Consider the following 23,563-nt stretch of genomic DNA (forward strand, 5'->3'; position numbering starts at 1 on the left):
AAAAGCTTCAGCCGTGGTCCGTGACGTTGCCGCTGGCGTGCTCCGCCACGGCGGCTTCCAGATGGCGCGAGAAGAGGCCGTAGTGACTGCGGTAGGCGGCCGCCGCAGCCGGGTCCGGCCGCGTCGACAGCGCCGGATCGAGATGAACATGTTCGGTGGCCAGGGCCGCGATATCCGCCTGGCCGCCCGAGGCGTGGTCCAGCGCCCACAAGGCCTGCAGTGCGGCACCGAAGGCCGCGCCTTCGGCCTGCGTGGGCACGTCCACCGGCAATTCGAACACGTCGGCCACCATTTGTCGCCAGGCCGCGCTGTGGCTGCCGCCGCCGGTGAGGCGGATCGCGTCGAAGTGCAGGCCCGCGGCGCACAGCGCGTCGTAGCCGTGGCGCAGCGCGTAGGTGGCCCCTTCCATCGCGGCGCGATAGAGGTTGGCGCGGTTGAGGTTGGCCGTGTCCATGCCGTGCAGGCTGGCGCGGGCGTGCGGCAGGTCGGGGGTGCGCTCGCCGTTGAAGAACGGCAGCATCACCAGGCCGTCGGCGCCCGGCGTCGTGCCGGCCAGCACCGCGTCGCCGTCCCTGCTGGAGAAGCCGAACGCGCGCGCCACGTTTTCCGTGGCCACGGTGCAGTTCATGGTGCAGATCAGCGGCAGCCAGCCGCCGGTGGACGAGCAGAACGCGGCCCAGCGGCCGTCATCGTCCACCACCGGATGGTCGGCGTGGGCGAACAGCGTGCCCGAGGTGCCCAGGCTCATGCTCAGCACGCCGGAGGCCACGTTGCCGGTGCCGATCGCGGCCATCATGTTGTCGCCGCCACCCGCCGAGACGCGCACGCCGTGCGGCAGGCCCAGCTCGTCGGCGATAGTGGCGGAAATGGGGAAGCTGGCGTCCGCCTCGACCAGCGGCGGCAGGCAGGCGGCCAGATCGCGCTGGGCATCGGTGGCGGCCAGCAACGCGGGCGACCACTGCCGCGTGCGCACATCCAGCCAGCCCGTACCGGACGCGTCGCCGTATTCCATCCAGCGCTCGCCAGTCAGCCAGAAATTCACGTAGTCGTGCGGCAGCATGATGCTCGCCAGCTGCCGGTACACCTCGGGCCGATGCTTGCGCGTCCAGGGCAGTTTCGACGCGGTATAGCCGGCCAGGATCGGGTTGCCCGCCAGCGCCACGGCGCGCAACGGGCCGCCCACCGCGTCCATGATCTCGTCGCACTCGGCCTGGGTGCTGGTGTCGTTCCACAGCTTGGCCGGCGCCAGCACCTGACCGGCGGCGTCCACCGGCACGAAACCATGCTGCTGGCCGGACACGCCCACGGCCACTACGCGCGCACGCAGGGCCGGGTCCAGCCTGGCGAAACAGCTGCGGATGGCGTCGATCCACCAGTGCGCCTCCTGCTCGCGGCTGCCGTCATCGTGCGCCACCAGTTCCAGCGCGTGGCCGTAGGTGGCCACGACCTCGCGCGCCACGGCATCGTACGCAACGAGCTTGACGCTCTGGGTGCCTACATCAAGTCCTACGACCAAGCTCATTGCGGGTTCTCGCGATGGGTGTGTTAGCGCTAACATTCATCTAAACAAAAAAATGCCCGTCTGGCAATATGCCCCCTGATTCAACGCCCGCAGGCGGAAATGGACGCAACCACGGACTTTACCCCACCCGGCGCGAATTGCATGCCGCAACGCAAAATCACGCCCTGTTTTCCGCGCCTCCACCGCGTCGCGCCGTGGTGATTCCCCCAGGCTGAGCTATCATGGCCGGACGGGCCTGTAGCTCAATGGTTAGAGCAGGGGACTCATCGAAAGGGTGCCGCCACGGCGTAATCCGTGGACGGGATCGGGATGAATTCAGGGAAACCTCAGCGGCGCGCAACGCGGCCGGTGGCAACCCTGAGCCAAGCCGCCGGTACACCGGCGGAAGGTGCAGAGACTACCTGAGGGCTAGAGCGCCCTTGATCACAGGCTCGAGCGTCCCGCACCCCACCTGCCCTGCCCCGCGCATCGGCAGAGGGTGAAGAGATAGTCCGCTCCGGAGGGAAACCCCCGGCACAAGCGAATCCCTTGGTTCCAGGTTCGAGTCCTGGCGGGCCCACCAGATATTCGCTTGCCACGTTCGCCGGTGTCTCTCTCCAAGTCGCGGGTAACCATGCTGCAGCGCCGGTGCGCCATTGGGGCAACGTCGCGAGCTGAAGCGGACCGCCAGACGCTCGTCCATCCCACTGCGTCACTGGCTGAACGCCCGCCCGGGTCCTCCACGCCGCCACCACCTCGCCCTAACGCCGCCCTGCGGACAGTGGTTCGCGACGGAGTGCGACGGCACGCCTGTCATCCCTGTCAGCAAATGGAGTGACATCACATGAACGACGACCGTATCCAGGGCAACTGGAAACAGCTCACCGGCAAGATCAAGGCCAAGTGGGGAGACCTGACCGACGATGACCTGACCCAAGCCGAGGGCAATACGGAATACCTGGTCGGCAAGGTGCAGGAGCGTTACGGCATCGCGCGCGACGAGGCGCGGAAGCAGGTACGCGATTTCGAAGCCACGCTGTAGGCCGCCCGGGCTCACACAGCAGCCGCCGACGGCGGCCGGGCGGGCGCGGGAAAACCCGCGCCCGCTTGTCCCATGCCGTCAGTCGGTCAGGCGATCGAGCCAGTCGGCCAATTGCAGCAGCACCTGGCTGCGGCCCGGTTCGGCCTCGTTGAAAAGCTCGTGGTACAGCATCGAGAAGATGCGCGTGGTGAGCTGGCCGGCGGGGGCGGCGGCGCGGGAGAAATCGCTGCTGCCGGAGGGGTCCACCAGGGCGTCGCTGCCGGCCACCAGCAGCAGGGTGGGAACGCGCAGCCGCGCGGCGTCGGCGATGCTGGAGGCGCCGGCGCGAAAGATGAAGTCGGCCAGGCGCGGGGTGATCCAGCCGTGGCGCAGGGGATCGGCGCGATACGCGGCGACCCGCGCGCGATCGTGCGAGACGCGGCTGAAGCTCAGGCCGCTGCGCAGCGGCAGGTTCGGCATCACCCGCGTCAGCACGCGGGCCAGCGCGCGGCGCCAGCGCGGCTCCCAGCTGCGCAGCGCGGGCGAGCTGAGGATCACGCCGCCGGGCGCGATGCGGCCGTCCAGCACGCTGCGCGTCACCACCACGCCACCCATGCTGTGGCCCAGCACCAGTGGCACGTGGCCGAGCGCGCGGGCGTGGTCGCGATGGATGGCGGCGAGGTCATCCAGCAGGTCGTCGGCATGGCGCAGCGCACCGCGGCGGCCGGGCGTGCGGCCGTGGCCGCGCTGGTCGTAGCTGCGCACGGCATAGCCCCGGGCGCGCAGCCACTGCGCCAGTTCCCCGTAGCGCCCGCTGTGCTCGCTGAGACCGTGCACGATCAGCACGGCGCCGCGCGCCGCCGCCAGGGGCCAGTCGCGCACGAAAATCCGCTGGCCGTCGGCCATCGTCAGCCACGATTCCACGGCTTGCGCAGCAAGCTCGCGCGCCGCCGCCTGCAGCGGTTGCTTCACGCCATCCTCCCGTGTTGAGCTTCCACCGCAAGCCAGCGCCCGCGGCGGCGAAACCCCGATAGTGACATGGCGCGCCGCGCGCGATTCGATTGAGCGACCCGGCGCCGCCCCCATATGTGACGGATGAACTCCCCCGTGCCCACGCCACCGCTGCCGCCGAGCCTTTCCGCGCTGGAGGATTTCCATCCGGCGGTGGCGGCCTGGTTTCGCCGCACGTTTGCGGCGCCCACCGCGGCGCAGGCGGCGGCGTGGCCGTCGATCCGCGCCGGCAGCCACACCCTGGTGGCGGCGCCCACCGGCTCGGGCAAGACGCTGACCGCCTTCCTCGCCGCCATCGACGAGCTGGTGCGCGAGGGCGTGGCCCACCGCGGCGCGCTGGCCGATGCCACCCGCGTGCTCTACGTGTCGCCGCTGAAGGCGTTGTCCAACGACATCCACATCAACCTGGACGCACCGCTGGAAGGCATCCGCGCCGAGCTGGAAAAACTGGGCCTGCCCGACGTGGCGATCCGCACCGCGGTGCGCACCGGCGACACGCCGCAGGCCGAGCGCAACGCGCTGCGCAGGCAGCCACCACACATCCTGGTGACCACGCCCGAATCGCTGTACGTGCTGCTGGGTTCGGCCTCGGGCCGGGCCATGCTGGCGGGCGTGCGCAGCGTGATCGTGGACGAGATCCACGCCATTGCCGGCAGCAAGCGCGGCTCGCACCTGGCGTTGTCGCTGGAGCGGCTGCAGGCGCTGTGCCAGCGGCCGTTGCTGCGGATCGGGTTGTCGGCGACGCAGAAGCCCATCGAAGTGGTCGCCGACTTTTTGGTTGGCGGCATCCCTCCCTCTCCCCTGCGGGGAGAGGGTCGGGGTGAGGGGACGGGGTTGCGGGGAAGCAACAACGAAGCGGCTGTCGAAAGCAGCGTCCGCGCAAGCACCCGCCCCTCTCCTCAATCCTCTCCCCAAAGGGGAGAGGAAGCGAACGCGAGAAGCGGCGTCACCATCATAAATACGGGTCACACCCGCCCTCGCGACCTCGCCATCGAGGTGCCGCCGGTGCCGCTGGAAGCGGTGATGTCCAACGACAGCTGGGGCCTGGTCTACAACCGCCTGGCGCAGCTGGTGCAGGCGCATCGCACCACGCTGGTCTTCGTCAACACGCGTCGGATGGCCGAGCGCGCGGCGCGGCATTTGTCCGAGCGATTGGGCAAGGACGTGGTCGCCGCGCATCACGGCAGCCTGGCGAAGGAGCAGCGGCTGGATGCAGAGCAGCGGCTGAAGCGCGGCGAGTTGTCGGTGCTGGTGGCCACCGCGTCGCTGGAGCTGGGCATCGACATCGGCGAGGTGGACCTGGTCTGCCAGCTCGGCTCGCCGCGCTCGATCGCCGCCTTCCTGCAGCGCGCCGGCCGCTCCGGCCACAGCATCGACGGCACGCCGAAGGCACGGCTGTTTCCGGCCACCCGCGACGACCTGGTCGAATGCACGGCCCTGCTCGATTGCGTGCGCCGCGGCGAGCTCGACGCGCTGATCATGCCGCCGCAGCCCATCGACGTGCTGGCGCAGCAGATCGTGGCCGAGGTGGCCTGCCAGGAATGGAGCGAGGACGCGCTGTACGCGCTGGTGCGCCGCGCGTACCCGTACCGCGATCTTGCGCGCGCCGATTTCGATGCCGTGGTGCGCATGCTGGCCGAGGGTTTCACCACCCGCCAGGGTCCGCGCGCGGCCTACATCCACCGCGACGCGGTGCACGGCCAGCTGCGCGCGCGGCGCAGCGCGCGGCTGACCGCGCTCACCTCCGGCGGCACCATCCCCGACACCGCCGACTACAAGGTGGTGCTGGAGCCGCAGGCGATCATCGTGGGCACGGTGAATGAGGATTTCGCGGTCGAGAGCATGGCCGGCGACATCTTCCAGTTGGGCAACACCAGCTACCGCATCCAGCGTGTGGAGCGCGACCGGCTGCGGGTGGAAGACGCGCACGGCGCGCCGCCCAGCATCCCGTTCTGGCTGGGCGAGGCGCCCGGGCGCAGCGATGAACTGTCGCTGGGCGTGTCGCGCCTGCGCGAGGAAATCGCCGCTCGGCTTGAGCCCCTCTCCCGCTTGCGGGAGAGGGGTTGGGGAGAGGGTGCGGTGCTTGCCGAACATCCCGGCGCCGTCGAACCCTCTCCCCCGGCCCCTCTCCCGCAAGCGGGAGAGGGGAGCAAGGCGCTCGCGCTCGCGTGGTTGCGCGATGAACTCGGCCTTGCCGACGCCGCCGCGCAGCAACTGGTGGACTACCTCGCCGGCGCCAAAACCGCGCTGGGCGTGCTGCCCAGCCAGCGCACCCTGGTGCTGGAACGCTTCTTCGACGAATCGGGCGCCACCCAGCTGGTGATCCACACGCCCTGGGGCAGCCGCATCAACCGCGCCTGGGGGCTGGCGCTGCGCAAGCGTTTCTGCCGCCAGTTCAACTTCGAATTGCAGGCGGCGGCGACCGAGGATGCGATCGTGCTGTCGCTGTCCACCAGCCACAGTTTTCCGCTGGAGGAGGTGGCGCATTACCTGCACTCCAACACCGCCGAACACGTGCTGGTGCAGGCGCTGCTGGACGCGCCGCTGTTTCCCGCCCGCTGGCGCTGGAATGCGGTGACCGCGCTGGCGCTGCCGCGCTTCACCGGGGGCAAGCGCACGCCGCCGCCGTTGCAGCGCATGAAAAGCGAGGACCTGCTGGCCGCCGTGTTCCCCGACCAGGTGGCCTGCCTGGAAAACATCGTGGGCGAGCGCGAGGTGCCCGATCACCCGCTGGTCAACCAGACCCTGCACGACTGCCTGCGCGAGGCGATGGACGTGGATGGCCTGCTGCGCATCCTGCGCTCGCTGGAAGCAGGCGAGATCGCCGTCGTGGCGCGCGACCTCACCGGCCCCAGCCCGCTGGCGGCCGAGGTGTTGAACGCGGCGCCGTATGCCTTTCTCGACGATGCGCCGCTGGAGGAACGCCGCACCCATGCGGTGCAGACGCGGCGCTGGAGCGCCGACGATGGCGACGACCTGGGCCGGCTCGATCCGGCCGCGATTGCCGCCGTGCGCGACGAGGCCTGGCCGCAGGTGCGCGACGCCGACGAGATGCACGAGGCGCTGACCTTGCTGGGCTTTGTCACCGAGGCGGAAGTGGACGCCAACGCCGGCTGGCACGAACGATTGCAGGCCTTGGCGCGGTCCGGCCGCGCCACACGCCTCCCTGTAGGAGCGCACCCTGTGCGCGAGCTTTCTGTCTCAGAGCCAGAAGCATCGCGCACAGGGTGCGCTCCTACAGCGGCCGCTGCGGTCTGGACATCCGCCGAGCAGTTGCCCCTGTGGCAGGCGCTTCATCCCGGTGCGGCGATGCAGCCGCCGATCGATGCCCCCGCCGAGTACGCCGCGCAGCCCTGGACGCGCGAGGATGCGCTGCTGGAACTGGTGCGCCGCCGCCTGGGCGGTCTCGGCCCGGTCACCGTGGCCACGCTGGCCGGATCGATGGCGGTGGAACCGGCCGAGGTCGAGCACGCGCTGCTGCGCCTGCAGACCGAAGGCTTCGTGATGCAGGGTCGCTTCACCGCCGACGCCAGCGCCACGGAATGGTGCGAACGCCACCTGCTGGCGCGCATCCACCGCTACACCATCGGCCGCCTGCGGCGCGAGATCGAACCGGTCAGCCAGCGTGACCTGATGCGTTTCCTGTTCGACTGGCAGCATGTATCGGCCGCCACCCGGCGCGACGGCCCGGAGGCGCTGGCGGCCACGCTGGACCAGCTGGAAGGTTACGAGGCGGCAGCCAGCGCCTGGGAGTCGGAGATCCTGCCCGCGCGCGTGGCCGACTATTCGATCGGCTGGCTGGATGACCTGTGCCGCGCCGGGCGCATCGGCTGGACACGACTGCGCGGCGGTGGCGGCAGTGGCGGGCCGGTGCGCAGCACCCCGATCGTCTTGCTTCCGCGTCGCGAAATGGCCGTCTGGACGTCCATCGCGGAGCGGGAGTCGACCGACGCCGCGCTGTCGTCGCGCGCCCAGGCTGTGGCGGACGCGTTGCGTGATCGCGGCGCGCTTTTCTTCGACGAATTGATGGATGCCACGCACCTGCTGCGCACCGAGCTGGAAAACGCGCTGGGCGAGCTGGTGGCGGCGGGTCAGGTGCGTGCCGACAGTTTTGCGGGCTTGCGCGCATTGCTGCTGCCGGCGGCCAAACGCGATGGCGGACGGCATCGGCGGGTAAGGCGGCATCAGCTGAGCGGTATCGAGGATGCGGGGCGGTGGTCGCTGGTGCGGGGCGTTGCAAGGACGGATGAGGGGCGTGGGCTTGGGGAAACCTCCGGGGATGGTTTGTCGCAAGAGCAGCCCCTCTCCTCAATCCTCTCCCCAACGGGGAGAGGAGGCGAACGTGGCGCTGCGCGCCGATTTGATTCAGATGAAGCAGAGCACGCGGCGCGTGCTCTGCTTCGCCGCTACGGCGTGGTGTTCTGGAAACTGCTGGAGCGCGAGGCGCCGTGGCTGCCGCCGTGGCGCGAATTGCTGCGCGTCTATCACCGGCTGGAGGCGCGTGGCGAGATTCGCGGCGGGCGCTTCGTGGAGGGGCTGGTAGGCGAGCAGTTCGCGTTGCCCGAGGCCATCGCGCCGTTGCGTGCGGTGCGCAGGCGTGCGGACGATGGCGAATGGGTCTCGGTCAGTGGCTGCGATCCGCTGAATCTGGTCGGCACTGTGCTGGTAGGTGACAAGGTCGCGGCGGTGACCGGCTCGCGGGTGCTGTATCGCGATGGCGCGCCGATCGCGGCGCTGGTCGGCGGCAAGGTCAACGCATTGGTGGCATTGTCCGAGGTCGATCAGCAACGCGCGAAGCACGCGCTGCTGCGCTATCCGCCGTCGCAACCGGAAGCACCGGCGGTGCCGCGCTGAGATGGGTTGTCTGCCGATATTGCTGCTGTTTCCCACGGGGTTCGGTATCGGTTACCTGATCGCCGGCGACCTTGGCGCGTTGTGGGGCGCCGGTGTCGGCCTGCTGCTGGGTGTGTTGCTGATGATCGTGTTCATCAAGGCGTTGCGCGGCCGGCGCTGAACCGCGAGGCCTGCTCCCACAGGCATACCTACAGTTTCAGGTAGATCCGCCGCCGATCCATCGCCCACACGATCAGCCACCACACCGTGACAAACGCGATGGCGAACGCCAGCGAAGGCACGTACGGGCCGAAGCGCGGCGTCATCCAGTCGGCGAACAGGTGCTGGTAGATCGGCTGGTTCCAGCCCAGCCCGGACAGCAGGATCTGCATCAGCTCGGAGCCGGCGTAGGCGGCAATCGCGTTGACGCCGAAACGGCGACCCCAGGCCGGCCAGCGGTGCCGATCGATCAGCCAGTGGAAAGCCAGCAGCGCCAGCGTGGCCCAACCGGCCGTCCACAGCACGAACGACGACGTCCACAGGTTCTTGTTGAGCGGCAGCCACAGCGACCACAGCGCGCCGAGCAGCAGCAACAGCACACCGGCGGTCAGCAATCGGCGGATCTCCCCATGGCGCAACCAGCAGCCGACGCGCAGGCCCAGCAGGGTGGTGGCGAGCGAAGGCAGGGTGGCGAGCAGGCCCTCCGGATCGTGCCCGCGGCCGGTGGCCGGATCGATCAGGTAGACGAAGCGGCCAAACACGGCGCTGTCGGTGCGGCTGACGATATTCACCCACGGCTCCAGCGAACCGCCCGCCAACAGCAATCCCCAATAACCCAGCAGGATGCCGCCGATGGTGATCCATTGCGTGCGTGATCGGGTATAAACCGCAAACAGCGCCATCGCGGCGAAGCAGATGCCGATCCGCTGCAGCACGCCCGGAAAACGCAGGTGCGCATACGGCAACAGCCACGCCGCCAACAGGTTGATCGCCACGCCCAGCGCAAGAATGCGCAACGCGCGCCACAGCGCGGCCTTCACCAGAGCGCCGGGCACCACACCCTGTTCCAGCCGCGGCAGCAGGGCCAGCGCGGTCGACACGCCGACCACGAACAGGAAGAACGGAAATACCAGATCGGTCGGCGTGCAGCCGTGCCACGGCGCGTGTTCCAGCGGCGCGTAGATATGCCCCCAATCGCCGGGGTCGTTGACCAGCAGCATCCCCGCGACCGTGCAGCCACGCAAGGCGTCGAGGGAAGGGAGACGTTTGCTCATGAGACCGCGCTTCGTCCCTCCCCCTGCGCGCAGGGGGAAGGAGCAAGGCATACGCGCGGCGCGCCGTTCATGGCGTCAGCGACACCTGGCCGATCGCATACAGCGCGCCTTCGATCGGCGCCGTGTAGATCAGGCACAGCGCGTGTTCGCCCTGTTGCGCCGGCAGCGCGCCGTCCAGGCTGAAGTTGCGCGCGCTGCGGGCGGGGTCGGGCAGCGGTAGGCTGGCCAGCACCGGGCCGTCGCAGCGGTCGGCATGCACCACCAGTTCGCCGAACGCCGTGGCGTGCGGGCGCGAGACCACCAGCTTCTGCTCATGCGCCAACGCGAAATTGCGCGGCAGGCGCACCGCGTCGACGTGAATCCGGGTGACGCCATCCATCCACGTGGGGGCAAGCTCCTGGCAGGTGTCGAACACGTTCACCAAGTACACCGGCTGCGCGCTTTTCGCGTCGGGCAGGGGCTGCAGGCGCAGGCGGAAATCCGCGCCACGGCAGTTCTGCAGCAGGTCGCCGGAAACGTTGAGCAGCGCGGCGCGATCGAGCACGCGCTCGCGCGGCGCGGCCAGCGCTGTGCCGTCGGCGGCGAAGCTGGCGGCGCGCACGGTGGTCGGCAGCGTCACGTTGAACGGCGCGTCGTAGCGCGGCGAGGTCGGCGTGGGCGTGGCGCCGTCCAGCGTGTAGTGGATGGCCTCCTGGCCGACCTGGTTGGACAGCGTGACCGTGGTCTTGCCGGTGGCCAGTGCCAGGTTGCGGTCGGCGCCGATGGCGACCGCGTAGGCACTGTCGGCCACGTTGATGTGCTGCGCGCGGTAACGGCCGAACTGCACCGGCAGGCGTGCCAGGAAGCCCTGCCAGTTGCGGGCGGCCGGCGGCGACCAGGCCATCTCGCTGAGCGCATCCAGCCGCGGAAAAGCCGCGTGTTCCACGTGCGCGAAGGTGGGGATGTGCTCGGTCCAGATATTGGCCTGCACGCCCAGCACATGCCTGGCCTGCTCCGCGCTGAGCACGGCGGGCACGGGCTGGAAGGCGTAGACGTCCTGCAGCGATTTCACGCCGAGGCGGCCGGCGTATTCGTCGGGAAGATCGCTTTGCACGTGGTCGAAATACAGATCCGGCGCCGGCGACAGCACCACGTCGTGGCCCAGCAGCGCGGCCTTGATTGCGCCGTCGAGGCCACGCCACGACATCACCGTGGCGTCGGCCGGCAGGTTGTCGCCTTCAAGGATCTCGTCCCAGCCGATCAGCTTGCGGCCGTGCTTGTCGAGGTACTGGCCGATGCGGCCGATGAACCATCCCTGCAGCGCGTTCTCGCTGGTGATGCCCAGCTCGCGCATCTTCGCCTGCACCGCGGGCGATGCCTCCCACTGATCCTTGATCGCCTCGTCGCCGCCGACATGGATGTAGGTGGACGGGAACAGCGCCATCACCTCGTCGAGCACGTTGTCGATGAAGGTGAACGTGGCATCGTCCACGTTGTAGAGCCAGGGGTTCACGCCCCAGTCGATGGAAACCTCCGGCCGCTTGCCGGTGACGCCCAGCTGCGGGTAGGCGGCCACCGCGGCCTGCGCGTGGCCGGGCATGTCGATCTCCGGCACGATGGTGATGTGGCGCGCCGCGGCGTAGGCCACCACCTGGCGGATCTCGTCCCGGGTGTAGAAGCCGCCATAGCGTTTCGGCTCGCCGTTGCGACCGGCATCCGGCGGTGTGCGCCAGGCGCCGATGCGGGTGAGTTCGGGGTAGCGCTTGATCTGGATGCGCCAGCCCTGGTCGTCGGTGAGATGCCAGTGCAGCGTGTTCATCTTGTGCTGCGCCATCTGGTCGATCAGCGTCTCCACCTCGGCCACGCTCTGGAAATGGCGCGCGGAATCCAGCATCAGGCCGCGCCAGGCGAAACGCGGCTGGTCGCGGATCTGCATGGCCGCCAGCGTCACCGGGCCGTGCTGCGCGTCGGGCGTCAGCAGCTGCCACAGCGTGACCGCGCCATGGAACAGGCCTGTGTCGTCGCGCGCGCTGACGCGTATGCCCTCGGGCGTGACGTCCAGCGCGTAGCCCTCGGCCTGCGCCACCGCGGCCTGCGGATCGCGCTGCAGGACGATGGCATGCGCGGGTGCCGGGCCATGCTGCACGCGCAAGCGCAAGCCGCGCGTGCGCGCCAGGAGGTCGGCCAGATAGGCGGCCGTGCGGGCGGTCGCCTTGTCGCCATCGGCGACCACGAGCGGCGTATCCGCGCCCACGGTAAAGCGCCCCTCGCCGGGCGTGACCTGGGCCGGTTGCGGTATCACCGCGATCACCCCGTCGCGGGCCTGGGCGGCCGCGGGCAGGGCCGCCGTCACGCCGGCGCAGAGGCAGGCGAAGGCAAGCACAAAGGTGGGCAGACGACGCGTCATGGTCCATCTCCATCGTGGGTCGCCGGAACCGCGCGACACGCTTTAAAAAAAGGGCCCGTACAGTGTGCCTGACGGGCCCGGAAAGGGGGTTGGTGGTGGGCCATCCATGGCCCGGGAGGTACGGTGGCAGGTCAGAACTTGAAGTGCAGGCTGGCCATGTAGCGACGGCCGGTGGTGTACTTCGCGTTCGGCAGGTTCGGCGTATCGGTGTACTGGAAGTACTTCTGGTTGGTCAGGTTCAGCGCATCCAGCGACAACGAGAAGTTCGGGTTGAAGGTCCAGCCCACGCTGGCGCTGACGTCGGTGTAGTCGTCCGTGGTCGCCGCCGGCGCGCCGGCCACGTAGCCCACGCCCTGGTACTTGCTGCGCCAGTTGTAGTTGACGCGGCCGCTGAACGCGCCGTTCTCGTAGTACGGGCTGACGCTGACCGAGTTGCGCGACAGGTACGGCATCGACGTACCGGCGTTGGTCTTGCCGGTGGCGAAGGTGTAGTTGGCGATCAGGCCGAAGCCGGTCTCGCCGAACGCCTGCTGGTAGTTCAGCGTGAAGCCCTTCACCCGCGCGCCGCCGCCGTTGTGCGGACGCGACACGCTGTAGTCGCAGAAGCCGTCGGCCGTGCAACCGTGCGAACCGACGAGGGCGCTCCAGGTGGTGGGATCGGTGTCGCGGATCGAGTTGTACTGCACCTCGGTTCCGGGCGTGATCAGGATGTAGTTGAGCACGTGCTTGAAGAACACCGACCCTGCCAGCACCGACTGCGGCGCGAAGTACCACTCGGCCGACACGTTGAAGTTGTACGACTTGTACGGGTCGATCGACGGGCTGCCGCCGCTGCCGGTGAGCACGGTGTCGTTGAGGAAGGTCTGGTTGACCATCAGGTTGTACGGCGCCCAGGCCATGACCTTGGAGGCCGCCGCACGCAGCACCACGTCGCCACCGTTGTCGTACACCAGGTTCACCGACGGCAGGAAGTTGTTCTTCGTGTTCGTGGTGGTGCCCCACCAGCTGGCCGGCGCCGGCAGTACCGGTGCGGCGTCGTTCGGCTTGGTGTAGGCCGTGCTCGCCGTCTTGGTGTGCACCCAGCGCACGCCCACGTTGCCGCGCAGGTTGTCGGTGGAGAAGTTCAGCTGCGCATAGGCGGCGGTGTTCTTCTGCTCCAGCTGCCAGGTGTTGTTGATGGTGGAGCCCGGATCGGGGTTGCTGAAGTCGAGCGAGCTGTTGTTGATCCAGTTCTGGATGTTGCCGGCGCCGACCTGGATGTGCTTGCCGGTGTTGTCGTAGATGCCCGGCAAGGCGTCCAGGATGTCGGTGTCGCCGATGGTGCCCACGTCGGCCAGCGTGCCGGGCGTGACGCCGCCATAGACGTGCAGCGCATAGTCCTCGTTGTGCTTGTTGTAGCGCACGCCGAGCAGCAGCTGGTTGATCACGCTGTCGAAGTTCTTGCTGAAGTCGAGCTGCGCGTACTGGTCCTTGGCGTGCGACGCGAACTTGCCGTTGTTGCCCAGCCAGCCGCCGCCCCAGTTGGCCGGATCGTGCACGGCGGCCTGGTCGTCGGCCTGGAAGCCCTTGTTGATGTTCCAGCTATAGCTGCCCTGATAGGTCGGCTCGAGCAGGTACTGGTTGATGTTCGGGTTGTCCGACTTGCTCATGCCGATCTGGCCGCCCAGCGACCAGCTGTCGGTGGTGTAGTCGGCGCGCAGGTCGACGCCCTTGGTGGTCACTTCGGACTGGCGCAGCTGGTTGTCGTAGATCAGGCCGGTGCCGCTGCCCGGGTTGGCGTTGGTGTGACCGCCGGAAACCACGCCATTGGTCGTCGGCGTGAACGAATCGACCGCCTGCATCGACGAGGTGTTCTGCGTCATGAAGTTGTACATCGACTGGTTGTAGCTGTCGAAGTTCTCCTTGATGTACAGGCCGCTCAGGTCGGCCGAGAACTGGTCGTTCGGCTTGAACTGCAGGTTGAACAGCGCGCTGTCGCGCTTGCGGGTCTGCTGGAAGTACGCCGCGTTGACTTCCTGCGGCACCATGTCGTTCGGACGCAGCTCGCCGGCGGCCACCTGCGCGGCGATGTTCGGGTTCACCGCGGCGAAGGCGGACACCGGGGAGTAACCGAAGATCTCCAGGCCCTGGCGGTCGATGCGCTCCTCGAAGTGCTGCGCGGCGATGTCGAAGCCGAAGGTGCTGTCGGTGTTCTTCCAGCTGTACAGCGCCGAGACGTTCGGCTTGCCGCCTTCGGCCTGGTCGTTGTAGCTGTAGCCCACCGTGCCGCTGATGGTGTTGGCGTCCAGGTCCAGCGGCTTGCGCGAGTGCATCAGCACCGTGCCGCCCAGGCTGCCCTCGGGCAGGCGCGCTTCGGACGACTTGATCACTTCCAGGCGACCGAGGATTTCCGGCGCCATCATGGTGTAGTCGAAACCGCGGTTCGGCGACTCGCCGTACAGCCAGATCGCCTGCGCCACCGGGTGGCCGTCGAGGAAGCTGAGGTTGAGGCTGGGATCGGTGCCGTCGATGCTGACGCGCTCACCCTGGCCGAAACGGCGGTCGATGGTGACGCCCGGCATCAGCGACATCGCCTCGGCGACGTTGGTGTTGGGGAACTTGCCGATGTCCTCGGCGGTGATCGAATCGGAAATGGTGTCGAGGTTGCGCTTGGTGTCCAGCGACTTCTGCAGGCTGGCGCGGATGCCGACGACGGTGACGCCGACCAGCTGCGTCGCATCCTTCTCCTGGGCGGCCTTGGCACGCTGAGCCGCGGTCTGGGTCGTGGTGGTGGCCGAATCGGCGCTCTGCGCGCTGTCCTGGGCAAATACCGCACCGGACAGGCACAAGCCGGTGATGATGCTCGCGGCGAGCAAGGTCTTACGGTAATTCATGGTGTCTCCTCCCCTCAGAGGTGGCTGGTTTGTTGACCGAACAGCGGGATGCCGACGGCCGCGCTCTTTCGTGAATCAAGCCTGGTGACTGGATGCCTGGTGTCGCTGCGTGTCATGCGTCCTCCCGTTGTTCGAGAAACCAGCCCGCGGCACCCATGACGCCGAGCTGGCCGTGCTCAATCAGTCGAACCGGCACCTGCTCCAGGTAGGCGCGCATCACGCCCTTGTTGAAGTAGCGCGCGGCGAAGGTGCTCGATGCCAGGAAGGCATGGATCTGCGGCAGGATGCCGCCGGCCAGGTACACGCCGCCGCGCGCGCCGTACAGCATCACCAGGTCGCCGACGAAGCTGCCCAGGAGGCCGCAGAACATCTCCAGCGCCTCGAGCGCGTTGGCGTCGCTGTGCGCCAGCGCCGCGGCGGTGACGTCGGCCGGGGCCGCCAGCGTGGGCGACGCATGGTTCAGCGCGCACAGCGCGCGATAGAGGTTCAGCAGGCCGGGGCCCGACAAGGCGTTCTCGTACGAGACGTAGTCGCGCTCGGCCGCCATCAGCCGCAGCACTTGCCGCTCGCGCTCGGTGCCCGGCGCCAGCGAGATCTGGCCCGCCTCGGTGGCCAGCACGCGGGCGCGCGGCTCGCCGGGCATCAGTACGGCCGAACCCAGGCCGGTGCCGGGGCCGGCCACCAGCACGGGCCCTTGCGCCGGCGGGCGCCGGGTGTCGATCACCGCACGCGTATCGGCCGGGGCGATGAACTGCGTGGCGTAGGCCACCGCCTCGAAGTCGTTGATCACCGCCAGCCGCTTGATGCCCAGGGTATGGCGGATGTCGCCGATGGACACCGCCCATGGCAGGTTTTCGTTGACGATGGCGTCGCCCAGCACGTAGCCGGCGCAGGCCACCGCGCAGGCAACGGGAGTCTGTGACGACGTGGGCACCACGTCGGGCAGCTGCGCCACGAAATCGCGCAGCACGTCGGTAAGGCTGGGCCAGGCCGCGCACTGGTAGCGCTGGTAATGCAGCACCTGTACGGGATGCCGGCGATCGCCCGTGGCCGCGACCAGTCCGATGCGCGCGTGGGTTCCGCCGACATCGGCCGCCAGGAACGGCGGCATCGCAAGGGACGCCGTCACCGACGGCGGCGCGACATGACGCTGGTTGACCACTTCCCCCACCCCGTTTCTCCCTTGCGGCCCGATCGCGGCGTCCGGCGCATGGCGCCGCGGACGCGGTGCGGGCGTTGATCGTGGGGCGGAGCATGGGATGGAAATGACAACGTTGTCAATCTTTTCCTTCCAAAAATTTCACGGGCGCATGATGCGCGGCAACATTTTCGGATCACCACCGCAGGCGAGGTAAGGTTACATCGTAAAAATGGCCTTTTTTAAGGCAGTTCCGCACTCGACCGCATGGATGCCGCGGTGCGGCACGCCTGGGCGGAAGGCGGCGCGGCGATGGCCGTCTTTGCGGCCACAAGGCTTGTCTCGATCGGACAGAAGTTGACAACGTTGCACTTTCTGTCCAATTGCGAGACATTCCGTCCGCCGGGTCGCAGCCGGCGTCAGCGCCGCCGCCAGGGGCGATCATCAACGCCATCGTCGATGGCGGCATCGGGGAACATACGCATGGCAACCACGTTGGACGCGACGGCGTCGGCACGCTCGAACATCGGACCGATCATCATCATCGGTGTCCTGTTCTTCATCTTCGGTTTCGTGACCTGGCTCAACGGGCCGCTCATCACCTTCGTCAAGCTGGCGTTCGACCTCAACGACGTGAACGCCTTCCTGGTGCCGATGGCCTTCTATCTGTCGTACTTCTTCCTGTCGCTGCCGGCCTCGGCGATCCTCAAGCTCACCGGCATGAAGCGCGGCATGGCGCTGGGCCTGTTCGTGATGGCGATCGGCGCGGTGCTGTTCGGCCAGTTCGCCACGATGCGGATCTTTCCCGGCGCGCTGTTCGGCCTGTTCGTGATCGGCGCGGGGCTGTCGCTGCTGCAGACCGCCTCCAACCCGTACATCAGCATCCTGGGCCCGATCGAGAGCGCGGCGCAGCGCATCGCGGTGATGGGCATCTGCAACAAGTGCGCGGGCATCCTGGCGCCGCTGCTGATCGGCGCGCTGGTGCTGCACGGCATCGGCGACATCGACCAGCAGGTGAAGGCCGCCGACCCGGCCACGCGCGAGGTGCTGCTCAACACCTTCGCCGCGAAGATCCACACGCCGTACATGGTGATGGCCGGCGTGCTGGTGCTGCTGGCGATCTGGGTGGTGCGCTCGTCGCTGCCGGAGGTGCAGGCCTCGACCGCCAACAGCGCCGGCGGCGGTGCGTCGCGACACAGCATCCTGGCCTATCCGCACCTGTGGCTGGGCGTGCTGTGCCTGTTCCTGTACGTGGGCGTGGAGGTGATGGCGGGCGACGCCATCGGCACCTACGGTGCGGGTTTCGGCCTGCCGCTGGACGAGACGAAATTCTTCACCGCGTTCACCCTGGGCGCGATGCTGCTGGGCTACATCGCCGGCCTGCTGCTGATCCCGCGAGTGATGTCGCAACAGCGCTACCTGGCGGTATCGGCGGTGCTGGGCGTGCTGTTCACCCTGGGCGCGTTCCTCACCCACGGCTATGTATCGGTGGGTTTCGTGGCGGCGCTGGGGTTTGCCAACGCGATGATGTGGCCGGCCATTTTCCCGCTGGCGATCAAGGGGCTGGGCCGCTTTACCGAGTTCGCCTCGGCGCTGCTGATCATGGGCATCGCCGGCGGCGCGATCGTGCCGCAGCTGTTCGTGCACCTGAAGCAGCACATCGACTTCCAGCTGGCGTTCCTGCTGTTGATGGTGCCTTGCTACCTGTACATCCTGTATTTCGGGCTGGCCGGGCACCGCGTGGGCCAGGACGCGGCGTGATGCGTTTGGCCGTCCGGGCGCAAGCCTCGCTAGAATGCAGGTCCAGGCGCGCGCTGGCGTCGCCCACGTGCCGCCCGATCGCCTGAAGGATCCGTCATTGCGCAACGCCACCATCAAGCATGTAGCCGAACTGGCGGGCGTGTCGCTGAAAACGGTTTCGCGGGTGATCAACCACGAGGCGTCGGTGCACGAGCGCACGCGCGAGAAGGTGCAGCGCGCGATCGACACGCTGGGCTATCGTCCCGACCCTTCCGCGCGCAGCCTGCGCAGCACGCGGGCACACCTGCTGGGCCTGGTCTACGACAACCCCAACGCGCACTACATCATCAGCATGCAGCGCGGCGTGCTGTCGGTCTGCCGCGAGAGCGGCTACGGCCTGCAGATCCATCCCTGCGACTCCTCCTCGCCGAAGCTGGCCGAGGAGCTGTGCGCTCTGGTGCAGCATTCGCGCCTGGCCGGGCTGGTGCTGGCGCCGCCGATGTCCGAGCAGCCCGAGCTGATCAGGACGCTGGCCGACGCCGGCATCGCGTTCATGCGCATCATCTCCGCGCGCAGCGATCCGCAGGACGGCTACCCCTGCGTCTACGTGGATGATCGCGACGCGGCGTATGCGATCACCGAGCACCTGATCCAGTTGGGCCACCAGCGCATCGGTTTCCTGTGGGGCGGGCGCGAGCACCGCTCCAGCGGCGAGCGCTACCAGGGTTACGAGGACGCGCTGAAGGATTACGGCATCGCGCTGGACCGCAAGCTGATCGTGGCCGGCGATTATTCGTTCGATGACGGTTTCCGCGGCGCGCGCAAGCTGCTGGCGCTGAAGGACCGCCCCACCGCCATCTTCGGCTCCAACGACGAGATCGCCGCCGGCGTGCTGGCCGCGGCGCATTCGGGCGGCATCAGCGTGCCGTGGGAATTGTCGATCACCGGCTTCGAGGACAGTCCGTTCTCCAAGCAGTCATGGCCTGCGTTGACCACCGCGCGCCAGGCCACCGAGGAAATCGGCCGCCACGCCGCGCAGCGGTTGATTGCCGGCATCGAGGGCGACGCCCACGGCAAACCGGCGGACCTCGTCAATCAGGGTTTCAGCCCGGAGCTGGTGGTGCGCGGCTCCACCGGACCGCTGCGCAGCGCGCCCAAGCGCAAGCGCTGAGGTTGACCACAAAGCCCCCCTCCCCAGCCCTCCCCTGCTGTTGAGGGGAGGGAGCAACGCCGACCGGCCCGCGCTTTCGCTCCTCCCCCTGCCTGCAGGGGGAGGTCGGGAGGGGGTCGCACGCCGCGGGGAAGGCAGATCAAGCTCGCTCGAAATAATCCGCCAGCGCCGTGTACGCGGCGGCCTGGCCGGCATCGTGCCGGCCCAGGAACGCCTCCACCTCCGCGGCGGCGGGAATGCTCGCCTGCGCGCCCAGGCGGGTGCAGGCCAGCGCGGCGGCGGCGCTGGCGCGGCGCAGGGCCAACGGCCACGGCAGGTTCTGCGCCAGCGCGGCGGCCAGCACGCCGCAGAAGGTATCGCCCGCAGCCGTGGTATCGACCGTATCGACGGCAAACGCCGGCTGCAGCAGCAACTCGCCGTCGACGCGCGCCACGCAACCGCGCGCGCCCAGGGTCACCACCACGCAAGGCACCGTGATCGCGTCCAGCGAGCGGCGCAGGTCGCCGGCATGGCCGCCCAGCGCGACCAGCTCGCCCTCGTTGACCACCAGCACATCCACCAGCGCCAGCAGTTCGTCGGGCAGCGCGCGGGCGGGCGCGGCATTCAGGATCACGCGACAGCCGGCGCCGCGCGCCGCGCGGGCGCCATCGAGCACGGTGTCGAGCGGAATCTCCAGTTGCAGCAGCAGCGCGTCGATGTCGTCCAGTGCGGGCAAGGCATCGGCGCGCAACAGGCCGTTGGCGCCGGCCGCGACGGTGATGGCGTTCTCGCCATCGTCCGCCACGCAGATGAACGCCATGCCGGTGGGCTCACCGGGCATGCGCACCACCTGCGGCTGCACGCCGGCCGCCTGCAGCGAGGCCTCGATCGGCGCCGCGTTGGCGTCGTCACCCAGCGCCAGCAGCATGCGCGTCGACGCGCCGCCGGCACGGGCACTGGCCACCGCCTGGTTGGCGCCCTTGCCACCGGGAAACGCACGCGCGTCGCGACCCAGCACGGTTTCGCCCGGCGCCGGCACGTGCGCCACGCGGATCACGAAATCCAGATTGGCCGAACCCACGACCAGGACGGTGTTGCGGACAGGATCGCTCATGGAAATCACACGCATCGGCAGAGCGCATCATGCCACGCCGATCCCCAGCCCCACGGGTCATGGCAGGGCGATGCAGCCGATCGCCAGCGCGGCGAGCAGCACGCCGGCAAGGTTGAGGCGGCTCAGGCGTTCGCGGAACAGCGCCATGCCGACCAGCGCGCCCAGCGCCACCACGCCGATGTTCATGCTGGCGAAGACCACCGCCGGGTGTTGCGGCATGGCGCGATGGCCGCGCAGGTAGAACAGGATATTGCCGAAGTTGAACAGCCCCAGCAGCACGCCGCCGAGCAGGCTGCGCGCGGTGAAGCGGGCGCCGCCCTGCCGGCGCCGCCACAGCGCCAGCGCGAACGCCACCGGCAACGCCAGCGCGAACATCGCCTGCAACGAGGTGGCCAGCGGCACACCGGCTTGCGCCACGCGCTTGAACAGGATGTCGATGATGCCGAAGCCGGCCAGCACCAGCAGCGGGTAGAGCCAGCGCGCGGCGTCGGTCGGCGCCGGCCTGGACGACGGTGAGGCAGGCCGCCACAGCATCGCCGCCAGCGCCAGCAAACCCAGCACGATGCCGACCGCGGCAGCCGGGCGCAGCGATTCGCCGAAAAGCACGAACGCCGCCGGCAACGAAAGCAGCAGCGACAGCCGCTGCGCCGCATCGCTGCGCACGATGCCGGCGTGGCGTACCGAAGCGCCCAGGGCCAGGAAGATGGTCGGCAGCAGCAGGCCCAGACCGACCAGCGCCAGCCACGGCACCTCACCATGGCGCAGGGCGGCGGCGTCCGGTTGCAGCACCAGCGCCACCAGCACGCTGGCGACCGCGTAGTTCCACGCGATGGCCTGGCCCACATCCACCGCAAAGCGGCGGGCGAGCTTGAGCAGCGCCGATACCAGCACGCTGCATGCGATGGCGAGGAAGACGTCGATCAAGGGCATGTCCCGACGGCACGAAAGCCTATGTCGGTTCCTGCAATACGGCTTACTTCAGCGCCGCCGCCTCGCGCGCCAGCTGCTCGATGCCGGCCCAGTCGCCGCGCGCCATCTTGTCCGCCGGGGTCAGCCAGGAGCCGCCCACGCAGACGACGTTGGTGAGCTTCAGGAAGTCGATCGCGTTGGCGAGGTTGACGCCGCCGGTGGGGCAGAAGTGGATCTGCGGCAGCGGGCTGGCCCAGGCGGCCAGCAGCTTGGCGCCGCCGACCGGCACGGCGGGAAACAGCTTCAGGTGTTCGTAGCCGCGCTCGAGCAGGGCCATCGCCTCGCTGGCGGTGGCCACGCCGGGCAGCAGCGGCAGTTCGTTGTCGTCGGCCGCGTCGAGCAGGCGCGGCGAGGTGCCCGGGGAGACGGCGAAGTGCGCGCCGGCGAGGCGCGCGGTTTCCAGCTGGCCGCCGCGCAGCACCGTGCCCACGCCCACCACCGCCTCCTTCACCTCGGCGGCGATGGCGCGGACCGCATCCATCGCGGCCGGCGTGCGCAAGGTGATCTCGATGGTGCGGATGCCGCCGGCCACCAGCGCGCGCGCCATCGGCACCGCGTGGCTGACGTCGTCGATGATCACCACCGGCACCACCGGGGCGAGCTTGAGAATCGTGGCCAGTTTCTGTTGTCGCGTTTCCTGCAATGTCATGGTCAATGGCATCCGTTGGTATCGATGGCGCCGGCAGCGTGCCGGCGCGGGGTTCAGAGATCGGCGGCGTGGTGACGGTCGCGGGTGCCGAACACGGTGACGCCGGTATCGGCGCCACCGACCGCGTTGCGCATCATCGCGAACAGTTCGCGGCCCATGCCGCTGTGGTGGGCGCTGAGATCGGCCACGGCCTGCGGGCGGGCAGCCCACTCGGCCGGGTCCACTTTCGCCTCCAGCGTACCAGCGACGGCATCGAGCCGGACCACGTCGCCATCGCGCAGCTTGCCCAGCGGGCCGGCGTCGATCGCTTCGGGCGTCACGTGGATCGCCGCCGGGATCTTGCCGGAGGCGCCGGACATGCGTCCGTCGGTGACCAGCGCCACGTGGAAACCGCGCGACTGCAGCACGCCCAGCGGCGGAGTGAGCTTGTGCAGCTCGGGCATGCCGATCGCCTTGGGGCCCTGGAAACGCACCACGGCCACCAGGTCGCGCTCCAGCTCGCCGCGGTTGAACGCGGCCAGCATTTCCTCCTGGTCGTTGAAGATCACCGCGGGCGCCTCGACCACCATGCAGTCGGCGGGCACCGAGGACACCTTGATCACCGACAGGCCCAGGTTGCCCTTGAGCACGCGCAGGCCGCCGTCGGCGCGGAACGGCTCGGCGGCCGGACGCAGCACGTCCAGGTTGCTGCTGGCGGTGACCTCGTTCCAGACCAGCTTGCCGTCGGCGTCCAGCGCGGGCATGCGGCGATACGGCGCCATGCCTTCGCCCCACACCGTACGCACGTCGCCGTGCAGCAGGCCGGCGTCGAGCAGCGAGCCGATCAGGAACGGCATGCCGCCGGACTGGTGGAAGTGGTTCACGTCGGCGCTGCCGTTGGGGTAGACCCGCGCCAGCAGCGGCACCACCGCCGAGAGCGCGTCGAAATCCTCCAGCGTGAGGATGATGCCCGCCGCGCGCGCCACCGCCACCAGGTGCAGCAGGTGGTTGGTGGAGCCGCCGGTGGCGTGCAGGCCGATCACGCCGTTGACGATGGTGCGCTCGTCGACCAGATGGCCGATCGGCGTGTATTCCTGGCCCAGCGCGGTGATCGCCACCGCGCGGTACACCGCCGCGCGGGTCAGCGCGTCGCGCAGCAGCGTGTTGGGGGTGACGAAGCTGGCGCCGGGCAGGTGCAGGCCCATGATCTCCATCAGCATCTGGTTGGAGTTGGCGGTGCCGTAGAAGGTGCAGGTGCCCGGCGCGTGGTAGGCGGCCGACTCGGCTTCCAGCAGTTCCTCGCGCGTGGCCTTGCCCTCGGCGTAGGCCTGGCGCACCTTGGATTTCTTGTCGTTCGACAGGCCGCTGACCATCGGGCCGGCGGGCACGAAGATGGTGGGCAGGTGGCCGAACGAGAGCGCCGCAGTGAGCAGGCCGGGCACGATCTTGTCGCAGATGCCCAGCATCAGCACGGCGTCGTAGGTGTCGTGCGACAGCGCCACCGCGGTGGCCATCGCGATCACCTCGCGCGAGAACAGCGACAGCTCCATGCCGGCGCGGCCCTGGGTGACGCCGTCGCACATCGCCGGCACACCGCCGGCCACCTGGGCCACGGCGCCGACCAGGCGCGCGGCCTGGCGGATCTGCTCGGGGTAGGGCTCATACGGCTGGTGCGCCGAGAGCATGTCGTTGTACGAGGTGACGATGCCCACGTTCGGCGTCACGGTGCCGCGCAACGCCACCTTGTCGCTGCCGCTGGCGGCAAAGGCGTGCGCCAGGTTGCTGCAGCCCAGGCGATGGCGGTACACGCCCTTGCCGCAGGCCTCGTCGATGCGTGCCAGGTACGCACTGCGCGTGGGGCGGCTGCGCTCGATGATGCGCTGGGTGACTTCGGCGATGACGGGGTGCAGCGTACTCATGGCAAA

At 69.0% G+C, this 23,563-nt stretch carries 15 protein-coding genes; 5 read left to right on the top strand and 10 right to left on the bottom strand.

What is annotated here, in order from left to right; genetic code table 11:
* Window positions 1–7: 7 nt before the first annotated feature.
* A complete protein-coding gene (gene xylB, locus ABD017_RS05400) occupies window positions 8–1,522 on the bottom strand; it encodes a xylulokinase (RefSeq protein ID WP_343880964.1) in 1,515 nt (504 codons plus the stop codon).
* Between the two features lie 823 nt (window positions 1,523–2,345).
* Between xylB and ABD017_RS05405 the strand changes: the two genes are divergently transcribed.
* Window positions 2,346–2,543 carry a CsbD family protein gene (locus tag ABD017_RS05405; protein ID WP_343880966.1) on the top strand — a complete coding sequence of 66 codons (198 nt, stop codon included), beginning with the start codon at window positions 2,346–2,348 and terminating at the stop codon, window positions 2,541–2,543.
* Between the two features lie 78 nt (window positions 2,544–2,621).
* Here the strand turns inward: ABD017_RS05405 and ABD017_RS05410 are convergent, their stop codons facing one another.
* A complete protein-coding gene (locus ABD017_RS05410) occupies window positions 2,622–3,494 on the bottom strand; it encodes an alpha/beta hydrolase (protein ID WP_343880968.1) in 873 nt (290 codons plus the stop codon).
* Between the two features lie 135 nt (window positions 3,495–3,629).
* On the opposite strand from ABD017_RS05410, the gene ABD017_RS05415 reads away from it, so the two are divergent.
* Window positions 3,630–8,387, top strand: a complete 4,758-nt coding sequence (locus ABD017_RS05415; protein ID WP_425543669.1) for a DEAD/DEAH box helicase — start codon at window positions 3,630–3,632, stop codon at window positions 8,385–8,387.
* Between the two features lies 1 nt (window position 8,388).
* On the top strand, window positions 8,389–8,547 hold the full coding sequence (locus ABD017_RS05420) for a hypothetical protein (RefSeq protein WP_343880970.1): 159 nt from the start codon (window positions 8,389–8,391) through the stop codon (window positions 8,545–8,547).
* 28 nt (window positions 8,548–8,575) lie between these two features.
* Here ABD017_RS05420 and ABD017_RS05425 read toward each other — a convergent pair whose 3' ends face one another.
* The 4 genes from ABD017_RS05425 to glk form a co-directional block, all read right to left on the bottom strand.
* A complete protein-coding gene (locus ABD017_RS05425; RefSeq protein ID WP_343880972.1) occupies window positions 8,576–9,640 on the bottom strand; it encodes an acyltransferase family protein in 1,065 nt (354 codons plus the stop codon).
* A 67-nt stretch (window positions 9,641–9,707) separates the two neighbouring features.
* A complete protein-coding gene (locus ABD017_RS05430; RefSeq protein ID WP_343880974.1) occupies window positions 9,708–12,026 on the bottom strand; it encodes a beta-N-acetylhexosaminidase in 2,319 nt (772 codons plus the stop codon).
* A 131-nt stretch (window positions 12,027–12,157) separates the two neighbouring features.
* Complete coding sequence (locus ABD017_RS05435) at window positions 12,158–14,899, bottom strand: TonB-dependent receptor (RefSeq protein ID WP_343880976.1); 2,742 nt, start codon at window positions 14,897–14,899, stop codon at window positions 12,158–12,160.
* A 112-nt stretch (window positions 14,900–15,011) separates the two neighbouring features.
* Window positions 15,012–16,070, bottom strand: a complete 1,059-nt coding sequence (glk, locus tag ABD017_RS05440; RefSeq protein ID WP_425543670.1) for a glucokinase — start codon at window positions 16,068–16,070, stop codon at window positions 15,012–15,014.
* A 450-nt stretch (window positions 16,071–16,520) separates the two neighbouring features.
* Between glk and ABD017_RS05445 the strand changes: the two genes are divergently transcribed.
* Window positions 16,521–17,798 carry a sugar MFS transporter gene (locus tag ABD017_RS05445; protein WP_343880978.1) on the top strand — a complete coding sequence of 426 codons (1,278 nt, stop codon included), beginning with the start codon at window positions 16,521–16,523 and terminating at the stop codon, window positions 17,796–17,798.
* Window positions 17,799–17,895: 97 nt separating this feature from the next.
* The gene (locus tag ABD017_RS05450) at window positions 17,896–18,948 is read left to right on the top strand and encodes a LacI family DNA-binding transcriptional regulator (protein WP_343882178.1); all 1,053 of its coding nucleotides are present in this window, start codon (window positions 17,896–17,898) and stop codon (window positions 18,946–18,948) included.
* 139 nt (window positions 18,949–19,087) lie between these two features.
* On the opposite strand, the gene ABD017_RS05455 is transcribed toward ABD017_RS05450, so the two are convergent.
* From ABD017_RS05455 to edd, 4 genes are read right to left on the bottom strand one after another with little or no spacing between them, the layout of a single operon-like run.
* A complete protein-coding gene (locus ABD017_RS05455; protein ID WP_343880980.1) occupies window positions 19,088–20,041 on the bottom strand; it encodes a ribokinase in 954 nt (317 codons plus the stop codon).
* 57 nt (window positions 20,042–20,098) lie between these two features.
* Window positions 20,099–20,965, bottom strand: coding sequence for an EamA/RhaT family transporter (locus ABD017_RS05460; protein ID WP_343880982.1), 867 nt, complete (start codon window positions 20,963–20,965; stop codon window positions 20,099–20,101).
* Window positions 20,966–21,014: 49 nt separating this feature from the next.
* Complete coding sequence (gene eda, locus ABD017_RS05465; protein WP_343880984.1) at window positions 21,015–21,659, bottom strand: bifunctional 4-hydroxy-2-oxoglutarate aldolase/2-dehydro-3-deoxy-phosphogluconate aldolase; 645 nt, start codon at window positions 21,657–21,659, stop codon at window positions 21,015–21,017.
* A gap of 53 nt (window positions 21,660–21,712) precedes the next feature.
* Window positions 21,713–23,557 carry a phosphogluconate dehydratase gene (gene edd, locus ABD017_RS05470; protein WP_343880986.1) on the bottom strand — a complete coding sequence of 615 codons (1,845 nt, stop codon included), beginning with the start codon at window positions 23,555–23,557 and terminating at the stop codon, window positions 21,713–21,715.
* Window positions 23,558–23,563 lie beyond the last annotated feature (6 nt).

Origin of the sequence: Rhodanobacter caeni (assembly GCF_039523575.1) — a bacterium.
Classification (GTDB): Bacteria; Pseudomonadota; Gammaproteobacteria; order Xanthomonadales; family Rhodanobacteraceae; genus Rhodanobacter; species Rhodanobacter caeni.